This window comes from Citrobacter sp. Cu096, from assembly GCF_030332285.1.
Taxonomy (GTDB): domain Bacteria; phylum Pseudomonadota; class Gammaproteobacteria; order Enterobacterales; family Enterobacteriaceae; genus Citrobacter; species Citrobacter meridianamericanus.
On the sequence record NZ_JAOWID010000030.1, the window covers coordinates 584,321 to 603,031 of the forward strand.

At 50.2% G+C, this 18,711-nt stretch carries 16 protein-coding genes; all 16 read left to right on the top strand.

The window, feature by feature from the left end; translation table 11 throughout:
- The first annotated feature begins 3 nt into the window (after window positions 1-3).
- The 16 genes from wcaE (at window position 4) to OGX99_RS17105 (ending at window position 18,574) form a co-directional block, all read left to right on the top strand.
- On the top strand, window positions 4-750 hold the full coding sequence (gene wcaE / locus OGX99_RS17030; protein ID WP_121529256.1) for a colanic acid biosynthesis glycosyltransferase WcaE: 747 nt from the start codon (window positions 4-6) through the stop codon (window positions 748-750).
- A gap of 9 nt (window positions 751-759) precedes the next feature.
- Window positions 760-1,314, top strand: a complete 555-nt coding sequence (gene wcaF / locus OGX99_RS17035) for a colanic acid biosynthesis acetyltransferase WcaF (protein ID WP_252837739.1) — start codon at window positions 760-762, stop codon at window positions 1,312-1,314.
- A gap of 24 nt (window positions 1,315-1,338) precedes the next feature.
- The gene (gene gmd / locus OGX99_RS17040) at window positions 1,339-2,460 is read left to right on the top strand and encodes a GDP-mannose 4,6-dehydratase (protein ID WP_286538959.1); all 1,122 of its coding nucleotides are present in this window, start codon (window positions 1,339-1,341) and stop codon (window positions 2,458-2,460) included.
- Window positions 2,461-2,462: 2 nt separating this feature from the next.
- Entirely contained in the window at window positions 2,463-3,428 is a 966-nt protein-coding gene (gene fcl / locus OGX99_RS17045; RefSeq protein WP_252837737.1) for a GDP-L-fucose synthase, read from the top strand.
- Window positions 3,429-3,430: 2 nt separating this feature from the next.
- Window positions 3,431-3,910: a GDP-mannose mannosyl hydrolase gene (locus OGX99_RS17050; RefSeq protein ID WP_151219760.1), complete on the top strand. Its 480-nt coding sequence runs from the start codon at window positions 3,431-3,433 to the stop codon at window positions 3,908-3,910.
- Window positions 3,907-5,133 (top strand): colanic acid biosynthesis fucosyltransferase WcaI, encoded by a 1,227-nt coding sequence (wcaI, locus tag OGX99_RS17055; RefSeq protein WP_286544345.1) that lies wholly within the window; start codon window positions 3,907-3,909, stop codon window positions 5,131-5,133. Before OGX99_RS17050 ends, wcaI begins: the two co-directional genes overlap by 4 nt.
- Window positions 5,133-6,569, top strand: a complete 1,437-nt coding sequence (cpsB, locus tag OGX99_RS17060; RefSeq protein ID WP_187253357.1) for a mannose-1-phosphate guanyltransferase — start codon at window positions 5,133-5,135, stop codon at window positions 6,567-6,569. The genes wcaI and cpsB overlap by 1 nt, the downstream gene beginning before the upstream one ends.
- 119 nt (window positions 6,570-6,688) lie before the next feature.
- Window positions 6,689-8,059: a colanic acid biosynthesis phosphomannomutase CpsG gene (gene cpsG / locus OGX99_RS17065; RefSeq protein ID WP_252837734.1), complete on the top strand. Its 1,371-nt coding sequence runs from the start codon at window positions 6,689-6,691 to the stop codon at window positions 8,057-8,059.
- A 53-nt stretch (window positions 8,060-8,112) separates the two neighbouring features.
- Entirely contained in the window at window positions 8,113-9,507 is a 1,395-nt protein-coding gene (gene wcaJ / locus OGX99_RS17070) for an undecaprenyl-phosphate glucose phosphotransferase (protein WP_252837733.1), read from the top strand.
- Window position 9,508: 1 nt separating this feature from the next.
- On the top strand, window positions 9,509-10,987 hold the full coding sequence (locus OGX99_RS17075; RefSeq protein ID WP_286538961.1) for an MOP flippase family protein: 1,479 nt from the start codon (window positions 9,509-9,511) through the stop codon (window positions 10,985-10,987).
- A gap of 23 nt (window positions 10,988-11,010) precedes the next feature.
- A complete protein-coding gene (gene wcaK / locus OGX99_RS17080; RefSeq protein WP_286538962.1) occupies window positions 11,011-12,291 on the top strand; it encodes a colanic acid biosynthesis pyruvyl transferase WcaK in 1,281 nt (426 codons plus the stop codon).
- A complete protein-coding gene (gene wcaL, locus OGX99_RS17085; RefSeq protein ID WP_286544347.1) occupies window positions 12,288-13,508 on the top strand; it encodes a colanic acid biosynthesis glycosyltransferase WcaL in 1,221 nt (406 codons plus the stop codon). The genes wcaK and wcaL overlap by 4 nt, the downstream gene beginning before the upstream one ends.
- 11 nt (window positions 13,509-13,519) lie before the next feature.
- On the top strand, window positions 13,520-14,914 hold the full coding sequence (wcaM, locus tag OGX99_RS17090) for a colanic acid biosynthesis protein WcaM (RefSeq protein WP_286544349.1): 1,395 nt from the start codon (window positions 13,520-13,522) through the stop codon (window positions 14,912-14,914).
- Between the two features lie 148 nt (window positions 14,915-15,062).
- Entirely contained in the window at window positions 15,063-16,058 is a 996-nt protein-coding gene (locus OGX99_RS17095; protein ID WP_286544351.1) for an NAD-dependent epimerase/dehydratase family protein, read from the top strand.
- A 237-nt stretch (window positions 16,059-16,295) separates the two neighbouring features.
- A complete protein-coding gene (gene galF, locus OGX99_RS17100) occupies window positions 16,296-17,186 on the top strand; it encodes a GalU regulator GalF (RefSeq protein WP_151219751.1) in 891 nt (296 codons plus the stop codon).
- Between the two features lie 371 nt (window positions 17,187-17,557).
- A complete protein-coding gene (locus OGX99_RS17105; protein ID WP_151219750.1) occupies window positions 17,558-18,574 on the top strand; it encodes a glycosyltransferase in 1,017 nt (338 codons plus the stop codon).
- Window positions 18,575-18,711 lie beyond the last annotated feature (137 nt).

Consider the following 18,711-nt stretch of genomic DNA (forward strand, 5'->3'; position numbering starts at 1 on the left):
CACATGCTGCTCAGTATTATTACCGTCGCCTTTCGTAATCTGGAAGGGATCGTCAAAACACATGCGTCGCTGGCACATTTGGCGCAGGCAGGCGATATCAGTTTTGAGTGGATTGTTGTTGATGGCGGCTCCTCTGACGGTACGTCGGCGTTTCTTGAAGGTCTCGGTGGAGAACACCGGTTACGGTTTGTCAGCGAACCGGATAACGGCATTTATGATGCGATGAACAAAGGCATTGCGATGGCGTGCGGGCGCTTTGCGCTGTTCCTCAATTCCGGGGATATTCTGCATGCCGATGCGGCTCAGTTCATCCGCCAGTTAAAAACGCAGAGTGATAAAGCCATGGTTATCGGCGACGCGTTGCTGGATTTTGGCAATGGCAACAAAATTAAGCGCCGGGCAAAGCCGGGTTGGTATATTTATCACAGCCTGCCTGCCAGCCATCAGGCCATCTTTTTTCCGCTCTCTGGACTGAATGTCTGGCGTTATGATTTGCAATATAAAATATCGTCCGATTACGCGCTGGCTGCCAGACTATATAAATCTGGTTACGCTTTCAAAAAACTGGACGGGCTGGTGTCGGAGTTTTCGATGGGCGGAGTGTCAACGACGAATAATCTGGAATTATGCCGCGATGCAAAAAAAGTTCAGCGGCAGATATTACATATGCCAGGTTTTTTGACTGGGGTTTCTGAATATTTACGGCTGCGTACAACCGGTAAAACAAAAACATTATATGGCAAAACGTAAGGTCACATTATGCAGGATTTAAGCGGCTTCAGCGTGCCGAAAGGTTTTCGCGGTGGCGGCGCTATTAAAGTGCAATTATGGTGGGCGGTACAGGCAACACTGTTTCGCTGGTCACCCCAGGTAATGTATCGCTGGCGTGCGTTTTTATTACGAATGTTCGGTGCGAAAATAGGAAAAAACGTAGTTATTCGACCTTCAGTAAAAATTACTTATCCGTGGAAATTAACCCTGGGAGATTATGCCTGGGTGGGTGATGACGCGGTTTTATATACGTTGGGTAATATTACGATTGGCGCACACGCGGTTATTTCGCAAAAAAGTTATTTATGTACCGGAAGTCATGATTACGCCAGCCAATATTTTGATATTAACGCCACACCGATTGTGGTTGGCGATAAATGCTGGCTGGCGACAGATGTCTTTGTCGCGCCAGGCGTGACGATTGGCGAGGGCACCGTCGTTGGAGCACGCAGCAGCGTATTTAAATCGCTGCCAGCAAATGTCGTTTGTCGGGGAAATCCCGCAGTAGTCACGCGCGAACGCGTCGAGAAAGTTACTCCCTGAGGGGATCATTTAAGAGGTAATAACATGTCAAAAGTCGCTCTCATCACTGGCGTAACCGGGCAGGATGGTTCTTACCTGGCAGAATTCCTGCTGGAAAAAGGGTATGAAGTGCACGGCATTAAGCGTCGCGCTTCATCATTCAACACTGAACGTGTGGACCACATCTACCAGGATCCGCATTCAGGCAATCCCAAATTTCATCTGCACTATGGCGATTTGACGGATTCATCCAACCTGACCCGTATTTTAAAAGAGGTCCAACCGGATGAGGTCTATAACCTGGGCGCCATGAGTCATGTCGCGGTGTCGTTTGACTCACCGGAATACACCGCGGACGTCGATGCAATAGGTACGTTGCGTTTGCTGGAGGCTATCCGCTTCCTTGGTCTGGAAAAGAAGACCCGTTTCTATCAGGCCTCCACCTCAGAACTCTACGGCCTGGTGCAGGAAATCCCGCAGAAAGAGAGCACACCGTTCTACCCACGTTCGCCGTATGCGGTAGCTAAGCTCTACGCCTACTGGATTACCGTTAACTACCGCGAATCTTACGGAATGTTTGCCTGTAACGGCATTCTGTTTAACCACGAATCTCCGCGCCGCGGCGAAACTTTCGTTACGCGCAAAATCACCCGTGCTATCGCCAACATCGCTCAGGGGCTGGAGTCTTGCCTGTACCTGGGCAACATGGATTCGCTGCGTGACTGGGGGCATGCCAAAGATTACGTCAGGATGCAGTGGATGATGCTGCAGCAGGAAAAGCCGGAAGATTTCGTGATTGCCACCGGCGTGCAGTACTCCGTGCGCCAGTTTGTGGAAATGGCTGCTGCTCAGTTAGGGATTAAATTGCGCTTTGAAGGCGAGGGCGTGAATGAAAAAGGCATCGTGGTTTCCGTGACCGGACACGATGCGCCGGGCGTGAAGCCAGGCGACGTAATGATTGCCGTCGACCCGCGCTATTTCCGTCCAGCTGAAGTTGAAACGCTGCTGGGCGATCCGGCCAAAGCACATGAAAAACTGGGCTGGAAACCGGAAATCACCCTGCGCCAGATGATCTCGGAAATGGTTGCCAACGATCTTGAGGCGGCGAAGAAACACTCTCTGCTGAAGTCGCACGGTTACGAGGTCGCCATCGCGCTGGAGTACTAAGGATGAAGACACAACGTATTTTTGTGGCGGGCCATCGCGGGATGGTGGGGTCCGCCATCGTAAGACAGCTGGCCCAACGAGATAATGTCGAACTGGTGCTGCGTACCCGCGATGAACTTAACCTGCTGGACGCCAGTGCAGTACAGGCGTTCTTTGCCACTGAGCGCATTGACCAGGTGTATCTGGCGGCGGCAAAAGTGGGCGGGATTGTAGCCAATAATACTTATCCTGCTGATTTTATTTACGAAAACATGATGATTGAGAGCAACATCATTCATGCGGCGCACCTGCATAACGTGAATAAACTGCTGTTTCTCGGGTCATCCTGCATTTATCCCAAACATGCCTCCCAGCCAATAGCCGAAAGCGAACTCTTGCAGGGGCAACTGGAGCCGACCAACGAACCGTATGCGATTGCCAAAATAGCCGGCATCAAGCTGTGTGAATCGTATAACCGTCAGTATGGCCGTGATTATCGCTCGGTGATGCCGACCAATCTGTACGGGCCGCATGACAATTTTCATCCAAGCAATTCGCATGTGATCCCGGCGCTGCTGCGCCGCTTTCACGAAGCCTGCGAGCAAAATGCGCCGGATGTGGTGGTGTGGGGAAGCGGCACGCCGATGCGCGAGTTTCTGCATGTGGATGATATGGCGGCGGCCAGTATCCATGTGATGGAGCTGGCTCATGAAGTCTGGCAGGAATATACCCAGCCGATGCTGTCGCATATCAATGTGGGTACCGGCGTGGACTGCACCATCCGTGAACTGGCCCAGACCATTGCAAAGGTAGTGGGTTACAAGGGGCGCGTGGTGTTTGACGCCAGCAAACCGGACGGGACGCCGCGCAAATTACTCGACGTTACGCGTTTGCATCAGTTGGGCTGGTATCACGAGTTATCACTTGAGGCAGGGCTTGCCAGCACCTGGCAGTGGTTCCTTGAAAACCAGCAGCGTTATCGGGGGTAAGCATGTTTTTACGTCATGAGGATTTTGCCACCGTCGTACGTTCAACCCCGCTGATTTCTATCGACTTGATCGTGGAAAACGCCGAGGGAGAGTTTCTGCTCGGTAAGCGTCTCAATCGTCCGGCGCAGGGCTACTGGTTCGTGCCCGGCGGTCGGGTGCAAAAAGATGAATCGCTACATGCGGCTTTTGAACGGCTGACTGAAGCTGAGTTGGGGTTGCGTCTACCGCTGTCCGCCGCTGAGTTTTATGGTGTCTGGCAGCACTTCTATGACGACAACTTTTCCGGGGATGATTTCTCAACGCATTACATCGTGCTGGGATTTCGTCTGCGCGTATCAGAAAACGACCTGCAACTGCCTGATGCACAACATGATGCCTACCGCTGGCTGGCGGCGACAGAGATTCTGGTCAATGAGGATGTGCACGACAATAGCCGGGCTTACTTCTGTGAGAAGAGTCAGGCCGGAGTACCCGGGCTATGAGGATCCTCGTGTATGGCATCAACTATTCACCAGAGCTGACCGGCATCGGCAAGTACACCGGTGAAATGGTGCAGTGGATGGCGCAACAAGGTCATGACGTGCGGGTGATCACCGCACCACCTTATTATCCGCAATGGAAAGTTAATGGTCGCTATTCATCCTGGCGCTACCGTCGTGAAGAGGGCGACGCCCTCGTCTGGCGTTGTCCGTTGTATGTGCCTGAGCAACCCTCAACGCTCAAGCGCCTGCTGCATTTGGGCAGTTTCGCCCTGAGCAGTTTCTTCCCGCTGCTGGCGCAACGTCGCTGGAAGCCGGATCGCATCATCGGCGTGGTGCCGACGCTGTTTTGTACGCCGGGGATGCGCTTGCTGGCAAAACTCAGCGGCGCGCGCACGCTGCTGCACATTCAGGATTATGAAGTCGATGCCATGTTGGGACTTGGCATGGCAGGCAAAGGTAAGCGCGGTATGGTGGCGAAATTGGCCAGCATGTTTGAACGCAGTGGTTTGCACAACGTGGACAATATTTCGACGATTTCCCGTTCCATGATGCGCAAAGCCATGGAAAAAGGCGTTGCGCCACGCAAGGTTATTTTCTTTCCGAACTGGTCGGAAGTGGCGCGCTTTCGTGACGTGACCGACGCCGATGCTTTGGCGTTGCGCCGGAAACTGGGATTGCCCGCGGATCAAAAAATCATTCTCTACTCGGGCAATATCGGTGAAAAGCAGGGGCTTGAGAGCGTCATCGACGCGGCGGCCCAGTTGAGTGAGCAACCCTGGCTATTTGTGATTGTTGGGCAGGGCGGGGGTAAAGCGCGACTGGAGAGTATGGTCCGTGAACGTGGCCTGAACAATGTGCTGTTTTTTCCGCTGCAATCTTATGACGCGCTGCCAGCGTTGCTCAAGATTGCGGATTGCCATCTTGTCGTGCAAAAGCGCGGTGCGGCAGATGCCGTATTGCCCTCCAAACTGACCAATATCCTCGCTGTTGGTGGTAACGCGGTGATTACCGCCGAGCCAGAAACCGAGCTGGGGCAGCTCTGTAACATTGTTCCAGGCATCGCAGTATGCGTGGAGCCGGAATCGGTAAACGCGCTGGTTTGCGGTATTCAACAGGCGTTGATGATGCCAAAAGTCAATACGGTGGCACGTGACTATGCCGAACGCACGCTGGATAAAGAAAACGTGCTAAGCCAATTTATTGCTGATATTCGGGGTTCATGATGAGTCAAAGCAAACTCTTTCCAGTGGTGATGGCCGGTGGCTCGGGTAGCCGTTTATGGCCGCTGTCCCGCGTGCTGTATCCAAAGCAGTTCCTGTGTCTGAAAGGCGATCTCACCATGTTGCAGACAACGATCTGTCGTCTGAACGGCGTGGAGTGTGAAAGCCCGGTGGTTATCTGTAATGAACAACACCGTTTCATCGTCGCGGAACAGCTACGGCAACTGCACAAGCTGACTGAGAATATTATTCTCGAACCCGCCGGACGTAACACGGCACCGGCGATAGCGCTGGCCGCACTGGCGGCAAAACGTCAAAGTCCGGGGGACGATCCGCTGCTGCTGGTATTAGCGGCCGATCACATGATTGCCGACGAAGAGGCATTTCGCGAGGCGGTTCGCAATGCGATGCCCTATGCCAGTGCGGGTAAGCTGGTGACGTTTGGTATCGTGCCGGACCAGCCGGAAACGGGCTATGGCTATATCCGCCGTGGCGAGGTTTCGCCAACGAATACCGACGCCGTGGCGTTCGAAGTGGCGCAGTTTGTTGAAAAGCCCAATCTGGAAACCGCGCAGGCTTACGTGGCGAGCGGTGATTACTACTGGAACAGCGGTATGTTCTTGTTCCGCGCCGGACGTTACCTGGAAGAACTGGAAAAGTACCGCCCCGACATTCTTGAGGCTTGTGTGAATGCCATGAGTACGGTCGACCCCGATCTCGATTTTATCCGCGTTGATGAACAGGCGTTTCTCGCCTGTCCGGAAGAGTCTGTGGACTATGCGGTAATGGAACGTACGGCGGATGCGGTGGTGATGCCCATGAACGCAGGCTGGAGCGATGTTGGCTCCTGGTCATCGCTGTGGGAAATCAGTGCCCATACTGCTGAAGGCAATGTGCATCATGGTGACGTCATTAGTCACAAAACGGAAAACAGTTACGTGTATGCCGAATCCGGCCTGGTAACCACCGTCGGAGTGAAAGATCTGGTGGTGGTGCAGACCAAAGATGCGGTGCTGATAGCCGATCGCAACGCGGTACAGGATGTCAAAAAAGTGGTGGAGCAAATTAAAGCTGACGGACGCCACGAGCACCATATTCACCGTGAAGTTTATCGTCCATGGGGCAAGTACGACTCTATTGATGCCGGAGACCGTTACCAGGTGAAGCGAATTACCGTTAAGCCTGGCGAGGGATTGTCCGTGCAGATGCATCATCACCGGGCTGAACACTGGGTGGTGGTGGCAGGTACCGCGAAAGTGACAATTAATGATGACATCAAGCTGCTCGCTGAAAACGAGTCTGTCTATATTCCGCTGGGGGCGACCCACTGTCTGGAGAACCCCGGGAAAATCCCGCTCGATCTGATTGAAGTACGCTCCGGATCTTACCTCGATGAGGATGACGTGGTGCGGTTTGCGGACAGATACGGGCGCGCCTGATGCCTGATGCCTGATGCCTGATGTCTGATGCGCTGATGCGCACCGGGCAATGCGTTTAACACTCATTAAAAAGGCTCATTAAGAGTCAGGGCCTCCTGTTGCCTGAAAAAGGGTAAATCATGACAAAACTGACCTGTTTTAAAGCGTATGACATCCGCGGCCAACTGGGCGAAGAGTTAAATGAAGAGATTGCGTGGCGTATTGGTCGCGCTTACGGCGAATTCCTGAAGCCAAAAACGATTGTTCTGGGCGGCGATGTGCGCCTGACCAGCGAGGCGCTAAAGCTGGCGCTGGCGAAAGGCCTCCAGGATGCGGGGGTGGATGTGCTGGATATCGGCATGTCGGGCACCGAAGAGATTTATTTCGCCACCTTTCACCTGGGTATTGACGGCGGAATTGAAGTGACCGCCAGCCATAATCCGATGGATTACAACGGGATGAAGCTGGTGCGGGAAGGGGCACGGCCCATCAGCGGTGATACCGGTCTGCGTGACGTGCAGCGCCTGGCGGAATTAAATGACTTCCCGGCGGTTGATGAGGCGAAACGTGGCCGCTACCAGCGCATTACTACCCGTGATGCCTACATTGACCATCTGCTGGGTTACATCAATACCGGCAACCTGAAACCGATGAGGCTGGTGCTCAATTCCGGCAACGGCGCGGCAGGTCCGGTAGTTGACGCCATTGAGGCCCGTTTTAAGGCGCTGGGCGTGCCGGTCGAGTTCATCAAAATTCACAACACGCCGGATGGCAAATTTCCCAACGGTATTCCCAATCCTCTGCTGCCGGAGTGCCGGGCAGATACGCGCAATGCGGTGATCGAACACGGCGCGGATATGGGGATTGCCTTCGACGGTGATTTTGACCGCTGCTTCCTGTTCGATGAAAACGGTCAGTTTATTGAAGGGTACTACATTGTCGGCCTGCTGGCGGAAGCGTTCCTGGAGAAGAATCCGGGGGCGAAAATTATCCACGACCCGCGTCTTTCCTGGAACACCGTGGACGTGGTGACGGCGGCAGGCGGTAAACCGGTGATGTCAAAAACCGGGCACGCGTTTATCAAAGAGCGGATGCGTCACGAAGATGCCATTTATGGCGGCGAAATGAGCGCGCATCACTATTTCCGCGATTTTGCCTACTGCGACAGCGGCATGATCCCGTGGCTGCTGGTGGCTGAACTGCTGTGTCTGAAGGGACTTTCGCTCGGCGAACTGGTTCGCGACCGTATGGTGGCCTACCCGGCAAGCGGAGAGATAAACAGTACACTGGCAGAGCCGGCGGCAGCGATAGCTCGCGTGGAGCAACACTTTTCCCGTGAGGCGCTGACGGTGGACAGAACGGACGGTATCAGCATGGCGTTTGTCGACTGGCGCTTCAACTTACGTTCTTCCAATACTGAACCGGTAGTGCGCCTGAACGTGGAATCGCGCGGAGATATTCCGTTGATGGAAGCGCGAACGCGCACTCTTCTGGCGTTGCTGAATCAGTAATGCCGGTGCTTCCTTTGCCCGATGTGGGCAAAGGGTGACTAACAGGAACCACGATGACACATCTAAAAAAGCGCGAACGCGCCAAAACCAATGCGTCGTTAATTTCGATGGTGCAACGCTTTTCAGATATCACCATCATGTTTGGCGGGTTGTGGATAATCTGCGAATTAAGCGGTTTGCCTTTCCTGTACATGCACCTGCTGGTGGCGTTGATCACGCTGGTGGTTTTTCAGATGCTCGGGGGGATAACAGATTTTTACCGCTCCTGGCGCGGCGTCAAAATATCCACTGAGCTGGTGCTGTTGCTGCAAAACTGGACGCTGAGTCTGATTTTTTGCGCAGGTCTGATCGCCTTCAACAACGATTTCGATAACCGCTTCGCCGTCTGGCTGGCATGGTATCTGCTTTCAAGCGTTGGCCTGGTGTTAAGCCGGTCATTTATTCGCTACGGTGCAGGATGGCTACGTAACCGCGGTTACAACACTCGCCGGGTGGCGGTAGCAGGCGAGCTGCCCGCCGGACAAATGCTGCTGGACAGCTTTCGTCATGAACCCTGGTTGGGATTTGAAGTAGCGGGTGTCTATCACGATCCAATCCCTGGGAAAAACTCCCGCGACTGGGCCGGTAATCTGCAACAACTGGTGGATGACGCCAAAGCCTCACGCATTCATAACGTTTATATCGCTATGTCGATGAGCGAGGGGGCCAGTGTGAAAAAACTGGTGCGCGATCTGGCCGACACCACCTGCTCGGTGATCCTCATTCCTGATGTCTTTACTTTCAACATTTTGCATTCACGGATTGAAGAGATGAGCGGCATTCCGGTGGTGCCACTGTATGACACGCCGCTTTCGGGAATTAATCGTCTGTTGAAGCGCGCGGAAGATATCGTGCTGGCCTCGCTGATCCTGCTGCTGATTTCCCCGGTGCTGTGTGGCATCGCGCTACTGGTAAAACTGACCTCCAAAGGACCGGTGATTTTCCGCCAGACCCGCTATGGCATGGACGGGAAGCCGATCAAAGTCTGGAAGTTTCGCTCCATGAAAGTGATGGAAAATGACGCTGTGGTGACGCAGGCGACGCAAAACGATCCACGCGTGACGCCGGTGGGGAATTTTCTGCGCCGGACGTCGCTGGATGAGTTACCGCAGTTTATTAATGTGCTCACCGGGGGGATGTCTATCGTCGGGCCACGCCCGCATGCGGTGGCGCATAACGAGCAGTATCGCCAGCTGATCGAAGGGTACATGTTACGCCATAAGGTGAAACCGGGTATTACCGGCTGGGCGCAAATCAACGGCTGGCGCGGTGAAACCGATACGCTGGAAAAAATGGAAAAACGTGTGGAGTTTGACCTCGAATACATTCGCGAGTGGAGCGTGTGGTTTGATATCAAAATTGTTTTTCTGACGATATTCAAAGGCTTTGTTAACAAAGCGGCGTATTAACATGAGCTTACGAGAAAAAACGCTTAATGGCGCAAAGTGGTCGGCGATTGCCACGGTGATCATTATTGGACTCGGACTTATTCAGATGACCGTCCTGGCGCGAATTATTGATAACCACCAGTTCGGGTTGTTAACCGTGTCGCTGGTGATCATAGCGCTGGCCGATACGCTGTCGGATTTTGGCATCGCCAACTCAATTATTCAGCGCAAAGAAATCGGCTATCTTGAGCTGACGACGCTGTACTGGCTTAACGTTGGGCTGGGTATTGTGGTATGTGCGGTGATGTTTCTGCTTAGCGAGACGATTGCCAGCGTGCTCAATAATCCCGAACTGGCGCCGCTCATCAAAGCGTTATCACTGGCGTTTGTGGTGATACCCCACGGGCAGCAGTTTCGCGCGCTGATGCAAAAAGAACTGGCCTTCAACAAAATTGGCATGATTGAAACCAGTTCGGTGCTGGCCGGTTTTACCTTTACCGTGGTGAGCGCTCATTTCTGGCCGCTCGCGCTGACGGCCATTCTCGGGTATCTGGTGAACAGTGCGCTACGTACGCTGTTGTTCGGCTATTTTGGCCGTAAGATTTACCGCCCTGGGCTGCATTTTTCGCTGGCTTCCGTTTCGTCAAATCTGCGTTTTGGCGCGTGGCTGACGGCAGACAGCATCATTAATTATATCAATACCAACCTTTCCACGCTGGTGCTAGCCAGAACGTTGGGCGCAGGTGTTGCGGGGGGATTCAATCTTGCGTGGAACGTGGCGGTTGTCCCGCCGATCAAACTGAATCCGATTATTACCCGCGTCCTGTTTCCGGCGTTTGCCAAAATTCAGGACGATAGCGAAAAGCTGCGGGTGAATTTTTACAAGCTGTTGTCGGTGGTGGGGATTATCAATTTCCCGGTACTGCTGGGATTAATGGTGGTATCGAACAATGTCGTGCCGTTGATATTTGGCGAGAAGTGGAACGGTATTATTCCGGTCCTGCAACTGTTGTGCATTGTGGGGTTGCTGCGTTCGGTAGGGAATCCAATAGGATCGCTCTTAATGGCAAAAGCCCGGGTCGATATCAGCTTCAAATTCAATGTATTCAAAACCTTTCTGTTTATTCCGGCCATTTTCATTGGCGGTCATCTGGCGGGGGCGATTGGCGTGACGCTGGGCTTTTTGCTGGTCCAGGTGATTAATACGATCCTCAGCTACTTCGTGATGATCAAACCTGTTCTTGGCTCCAGCTACCGTCAATACATGCTCAGCCTGTGGCTGCCGTTGTATCTCTCCTTACCAACCGTTGTGGTGAGCTATGCGTTGGGCTTAACGCTGCGTAACCAGGTGCCATTAAGCGCGCTGCTGGGGATCCAGATAGCGGCAGGAGCAGTGGTGTTTGCGCTAATGATTGTGCTGTCGCGCCATCAGCTGGTGGTGGAGATAAAACGTCTGCTCTGTCGCAATGAAAAAATGAAAACCTTGCTCCGTGCGGGATAAGAACAACGTTTTAAGAGGTCATAATGAAATTACTAATTTTAGGCAACCATACCTGCGGTAACCGAGGGGATAGCGCGATTCTGCGCGGTTTGCTGGATGCCATTAACACGTTGCGTCCCGAGACTGAAGTGGATGTGATGAGCCGTTACCCGGTGAGCTCCTCATGGTTGCTAAACCGCCCTGTGATGGGTGACCCGCTGTATTCGCAGATGAAGCAGCACAATCGCGCTGCGGGCGTCATGGGACGCGTGAAGAAAGTGCTGCGTCGTCGCTATCAGCATCAGGTGCTGCTCTCGCGTGTCACCGACTCCGGTAATTTGCGCAATATTGCTATCGCTCAGGGGTTTACCGATTTTGTTCGCCTGCTGTCGCGCTACGACGCCATTATCCAGGTCGGCGGATCGTTTTTTGTCGATCTGTATGGCGTGCCGCAGTTTGAACATGCGTTGTGTTCGTTTATGGCGAAAAAACCGCTGTACATGATTGGTCACAGCGTGGGGCCATTCCAGGATGAGCAGTTTAATCAGCTAGCGAACTACGTTTTTGGTCACTGTAATGCGCTGATTTTGCGTGAATCCGTCAGTCTTGATCTGATGAAGCGCAGCGCAATAACCACAGATAAAGTCGAATCCGGCGTGGATACGGCATGGCTGGTCGACAACCATCATGAGGATTTTGAGCCAGGCTATGCCGTCCAGCACTGGTTACAGATGGCGGCAAAACAGAAGACCGTTGCCATTACTCTGCGTGAGCTGGCGCCATTTGATAAGCGTCTGGGAACCACGCAACAGGCTTATGAACAAGCTTTTGCCGGTGTCGTGAATCGGATCCTCGATGAAGGTTACCAGGTGATAGCACTGTCAACCTGCACCGGGATTGATAGTTACAACAAAGATGACCGCATGGTGGCGTTAAACCTGCGTCAGTATGTGAAAGACCCGGCCCGTTATCACGTGGTGATGGATGAACTTAACGACCTTGAAATGGGGAAAATTCTCGGGGCATGCGATCTGACAGTGGGGACCCGTTTGCACTCTGCCATCATCTCAATGAATTTTATGACGCCAGCCATCGCCATTAACTACGAGCATAAATCGGCCGGGATCATGCAACAGCTTGGGTTACCAGAGATGGCTGTCGATATTCGCCATCTGCTTGATGGCAGTCTTGAAGGGAAAGTAGCCGATACTCTTGGACAGTTACCTGAACTGAACCTACGACTCGGCGATGCTGTGACGCGTGAACGCGAACGCGGAGTGCGTATGGTGCAGTCGGTTTTAACGCGTATTGAGGAGGAGAAATGAAGATTGGCTTTTTCTTGCTTAAATTTCCGCTCTCCTCTGAGACCTTTGTCCTCAATCAGATTACCGCATTTATTGATATGGGCTACGACGTGGAGATTGTCGCCTTACACAAGGGCGATCTTGAAAATACCCATGCCTCATTTACTACCTATCGTTTGGCTGAAAAAACACACTGGTTACTGAATGAACCACAAAGCAAGCTGGCGAAGCTTAAATCCAGGGCGGCGACAGCCCTGCATGGTATTACCCGCGTAGCCACCTGGAAAGCGCTCAATGTTTCACGTTATGGCGATGAGGCGCGCAACCTGATTTTGGCCGCCATATGCGGCGGGAACCCGCGAGCATTTGAGGCGGATGTCTTTATCGCGCATTTTGGACCTGCAGGCGTAACGGCGGCGAAATTGCATGAGCTTGGCGTGATAAGCGGCAAAATCGCCACTGTGTTTCATGGCATTGATATCTCTCATCGGGAGGTGCTTGCCCGCTATACCCCCGAATATCAGCAGCTGTTTCAACGCGGTGATTTGATGTTGCCCATCAGCAATCTCTGGGCCGGACGGTTAAAAAACATGGGCTGCCCGCCGCAAAAAATTGCCGTCTCGCGTATGGGAATCGATATGACACGCTTTACGCCACGTCAGTTGAAATCGCCAGCTGCACCGCTGGAGATTATCTCTGTTGCCAGGTTAACCGAGAAAAAAGGGCTGCACGTCGCCATTGAAGCCTGCCATCAGTTGAAAGAGCAGGGCATCTCATTTCGCTATCGCATTCTGGGGATTGGCCCGTGGGAGCGTCGGTTGCGGACGCTGATCGAGCAATATCAGCTCGATGATGTGGTAGAGATGTCTGGCTTTAAACCCAGTCATCAGGTGAAGGAAATGCTTGAACAGGCGGATGTCTTTTTGCTGCCCTCAATCACCGGAAGGGATGGCGATATGGAGGGGATCCCGGTGGCGCTGATGGAGGCGATGGCGGTGGGTATTCCGGTGATTTCCACCGTTCACAGCGGGATCCCTGAGCTGGTTGAGTCAGGTAAGTCAGGCTGGCTGGCACCGGAAAACGACGCGCAGGCACTGGCAGAGCGTTTAGCGGCATTCAGTCTGCTCGACAGTGAGCAGGTGCAGCCGATTGTGCAGTGCGCGCGAGAAAAAATTGAAACTGAATTTAATCAGGTAGTGATCAACAAACAGTTGGCCAGTCTGCTGCAAACGATGTAAATCGAGGTTGTATGTCAGAGAAAAAACTCTCACGCCGTACTTTGTTGACGGCAGGCTCTGCGCTTGTCGTGCTGCATATTCCCGTTGTCCGGGCGCTTGAATCACCGGGCAGCGTCAACATTCAGGATTACAACCCGAAGGATTGGGTGGCCTCTTTCAGGCAGGCGTTCAAAGAAGGACAAACGGTCGTCGTATCAAAAGGCCTTGAATGTAAGGATCTCAATACTGCTGTCGTTATTCCCCCTGGCAAAACGCTATTCTTACAAGGGAGAATAAGTGGCAATGGCCGTGGGCGCTTTGTTCTGCAGGATGGATGCAAAGTTGTGGGCGAGCAGGACGGGAGCCTGAGGAACGTTACCCTGGATGTACGCGGTTCGGACTGTGTAATAAAAGGAATAACCATGAGTGGTTTCGGTCCGGTGGCGCAAATCTATATCGGCGGTAAAACCTCAAGGCTGATGCGTAATCTGATTATCGATGATATTACTGTCTCGCGCGCTAACTATGGGATTTTGCGTCAGGGTTTTCATAACCGAATGGACGGCGTAAAGATTACGAACAGCCGTTTTAGCGATCTACAAGGCGATGCCATTGAGTGGAATGTGGCGATCAACGACAGCAACATCCTCATTTCTGATCATGTCATCGAACGTATCAATTGTACCAACGGCAACGTTAACTGGGGCATCGGCATCGGGCTGGCGGGTAGTACCTATGACAATACCTACCCCGATGAACTGGCGGTAAAAAACTTTGTCGTGGCGAACATCACTGGTACCGACTGTCGACAGTTAGTCCACGTGGAGAACGGCAAGCATTTTATCATTCGTAATATTACCGCGCGAAATATCACTCCGTATTATAGTAAGAAAGCGGGCATTGACAATGCGACGGTCGCGATTTATGGATGCGATAATTTCGTCATTGATAATGTAAATATGGAGAATAGCGCAGGTATGCTTATTGGATACGGCGTTATCAAAGGGCGATATTTATCCATTCCACAAAACTTTAAGCTGAATAATATTCATCTCGATAACACCAAACGTGAATACAAATTACGCGGCATTCAGATCTCCTCAGGTAATGCAACGTCATTCGTGGCCATCACCAATGTGGAGATGAAACATGCCACGCTTGAGTTGCACAACCAACCGCAGCACCTTTTTTTACGAAATATCAAGGTGATGCAGCAATCAGCTACGGGGCCCGCGCTTAAGATGCACTTCGACCTACGCCAGGATGTACGCGGAAAGTTTATGGCTAAACAGGACACACTGCTCTCGCTGGCCAATGTTCATGCAGTAAACGAAGCAGGGAAAAGTTCAGTTGACATTGACCGGGTAAACCATCAGGTAGTGAATGTCGAAGCGGTGAATTTTCGACTGCCGGGGGAGGAGAGGTAACCCCACTATAATCTTACTGGATATCATTGGCTAAAAGATTATAATCACACAATTACTGTTAAAGCTGGGACTGGGCAGCATTGACTACTCAGGGAAGACGCTCATCTTTATCATATGTTTCTTGTGTTACGAACAGACAAAGTGATTTATGAACGATAAAGTTTTGCTCATCGGTGCCTCTGGATTTGTGGGGACCAGACTCCTGGAGACGACTGTTGCGGATTTTGATATTATGAATCTGGATAAACAGCAGAGTCATTTCTATCCGCAAATCACGCAAATTGGCGATGTTCGCGATCAACAAACTCTGGATCTGGCGCTTTCAGGCTATGACACAGTCGTTTTGTTAGCAGCTGAACACCGTGATGATGTCAGTCCTACTTCACTCTACTATGATGTGAATGTTCAGGGGACACGCAATGTATTGGCTGCTATGGAAAAAAATGATGTTAAAAACATTATTTTCACTAGCTCTGTTGCGGTCTATGGCCTGAACAAGATCAACCCTGATGAAAATCATGCTCACGACCCCTTCAACCACTATGGTAAAAGCAAGTGGCAAGCGGAAGAGGTCCTGCGTGAGTGGTATGCTAAAGCTCCAGATGAACGTTCGCTGACCATTATCCGCCCGACGGTTATCTTTGGCGAACGCAACCGCGGCAACGTTTATAATCTGCTGAAGCAGATAGCTGGCGGTAAGTTTATGATGGTTGGAGCTGGTACGAATTATAAATCAATGGCTTATGTAGGCAATATTGTTGAGTTTATCAAGTATAAACTGAAGAATGTGACTGCTGGTTATGAGGTTTATAATTACGTTGACAAACCTGATCTCAATATGAATCAACTGGTTACAGAAGTTGAACAGAGCTTAAGTAAAAAAATCCCCTCAGCACACTTACCTTACGCTTTAGGCATGTTAGGTGGTTATTGCTTTGATATTCTGGGTAAAGTGACAGGCAAAAAATATGCCGTCAGCTCTGTGCGCGTGAAGAAGTTCTGTGCCACAACACAGTTTGATGCAACAAAAGTCCATTCCTCTGGTTTTGTCGCTCCTTACACATTGTCCCAGGGACTGGATCGCACTTTAAAATACGAATTTTTGCACGATAAGAAAGATGACATTACGTTTGTCTCTGAGTGATTGGTGTTTGTAGTGTGTCTGGGGCTTAGTTAACTACGATTTTTCGGAAATGTTATAAAATTGACGAGATTAGCTCGTTTCCGAAGAATCCGAGTTCACCTCGGTGCTGGTGAAGTGTAGAGTTTGCATTCGGTTTACCTTAACCCAGTTATTTCGTGTTAAGGATGGAGCCAGCAATACTGGCTAACGTACGGCTAAAGTCTATACTTTATCAGCCGTTAAGAGGTAGGAGAGAGAATGACTAATTTGAAAGCAGTTATCCCGGTAGCGGGCCTGGGGATGCATATGTTGCCAGCCACGAAGGCAATCCCTAAAGAGATGCTACCGATCGTAGACAAGCCGATGATTCAATACATTGTCGACGAAGTTGTAGCTGCAGGTATCAAAGAAATTGTTCTGGTGACTCATGCGTCTAAGAACGCCGTTGAGAACCACTTCGACACCTCTTACGAACTCGAATCGCTGCTTGAGCAGCGTGTTAAGCGTCAGCTATTAGCCGAGGTTCAGTCTATTTGTCCTCCCGGCGTGACTATTATGAACGTTCGTCAGGCACAGCTGCTGGGGCTGGGTCATTCCATTCTTTGTGCTCGCCCAATTGTTGGGGACAACCCGTTCGTCGTGGTGCTTCCTGATGTTGTTCTTGATAATGCGAGTGCAGATCCCCTGCGCTACAACCTGGCTGCCATGGTTGCTCGTTTTAACGAAACCGGGCGCAGCCAAGTACTGGCTAAGCGGATGGGTGGGGATCTGTCCGAGTACTCGGTTATTCAGACTAAAGAATCTTTGGACAACGAAGGTAAAGTCAGCCGTATCGTTGAATTTATTGAAAAACCTGACCAACCGCAGACGCTGGATTCCGATCTGATGGCGGTAGGGCGCTACGTGCTTTCTGCTGATATTTGGGCCGAATTAGAGCATACACAACCCGGTGCCTGGGGGCGTATCCAGTTGACTGATGCCATTGCAGAGCTGGCGAAAAAACAGTCGGTTGACGCGATGCTGATGACTGGCGATAGCTATGACTGCGGCAAAAAAATGGGATATATGCAGGCGTTTGTGAAGTACGGGTTGCGTAACCTGAAAGAAGGACCGAAGTTCCGTAAAAGCATTGAGAAATTGTTAAGCTAATAGATCATTAAATATCTGATTGATCATAAACTTGTTAAACTAAACGGTAGTGAACACCCTGAATCTTTGTCTGATTGCGTAGGGGGCGCTACCGTTTTTATTTGTACAATTGACTTTAGAGAGTAAGTTCAGGAAATAATCTTAGGAATGTAGTATTCTTCCTGTTTCGTGATGTATTTGGTAAGAAATTAAAGAGTGTTTTAAAGGGTTCCGAGTTAGGACCGAACATTGAAGAGCAATGAATGAAGTACTCTGGTAGCTTGTGAGCCAGGGGCGGTAGCGTGCCATAAGTTAAATACTTAAGGTCAACAATAAATTTCAGTCATATACAGATACGATATAATTAACTAACCACGATGTTTAAAAATAACATGAAAAAAATAGCTTTTATTGTTACAAAGTCTGAAATCGGTGGGGCACAGACCTGGACGAATGAGATGATGAAATTAGTAAAAAATGAAGGTTCTGTTTATTTGATAACCTCAGAGGATGGTTGGTTAACCGAACAGGGTAACTTTGATAAGGTATTAATTTTGCCTCAGCTCAAAAAACATTTCAGTCTCTCTGGATATATTTCCTTGCTAAAATATATAAGAAAGGAAAACATTAACGTTATGGTCGCCAGTTCAGCAAATGCTGGTATTTATTCCAGAATGGCAAGATTAATTTCTAAGTTTAAGTGTATATACGTGTCACATGGATGGTCATGCATATATAATGGTGGTAAGCTGAAATCCATATTTATAAAAATAGAAAAGTATCTTTCATACATAACAGACATCATTTGGTGTGTATCCATCAGCGATGAAGAAAAAGCCACAAGAATTATTGGAATAAATAAACGCAAGATCAGAACATTAACAAACGCAGTTATTAAGATGAAAGAAAAAGAAGGTAATGATTGTCAGAAAAAAATTATCTTTGTCGGACGTCTTACTTATCCTAAAAGACCTGATTTGCTTATTAATGTAGTAGCGAAGCATCCGGATATGAAGTTGGATATAGTGGGCGGAGGTGAATACTTTTATTCTCTACAAGAAAATAGCAAAACTGTATCCAATATTAACTTCGTGGGCGAAGTTCAAGGGTTTAATAATTACTCTGATTATGATCTGTTTGTTTTGGTATCTGATAGTGAAGGATTACCGATGTCAGGTTTAGAAGCGCATACTGCAGGAATTCCACTTGTACTAAGTAACGTTGGTGGGTGTAGTGAATTAATAGCAGGCAATGGTCTCCTTGTTGATAATACCGAACAAGATGTTGAACGTGGCATCATTAGTATATTTGACAATTATGATGATTACTTACGCAATTCACGAGAGGTAAAAGGGAAATTTGTCTTTGACTCATATGCAGATGAATATAAGAAACTGATATTAGATTAATGTATTAAATCTGCTGTCTCAATTAATTTCATGTAATATATTGTTGAGTGCTTTTGATAGTTTTATTCTGTTGTGGTTCTATTGAGAGCCATAGCCTTTAGCTACTTTTATGCAAACAATACTATTATTAGAACGAT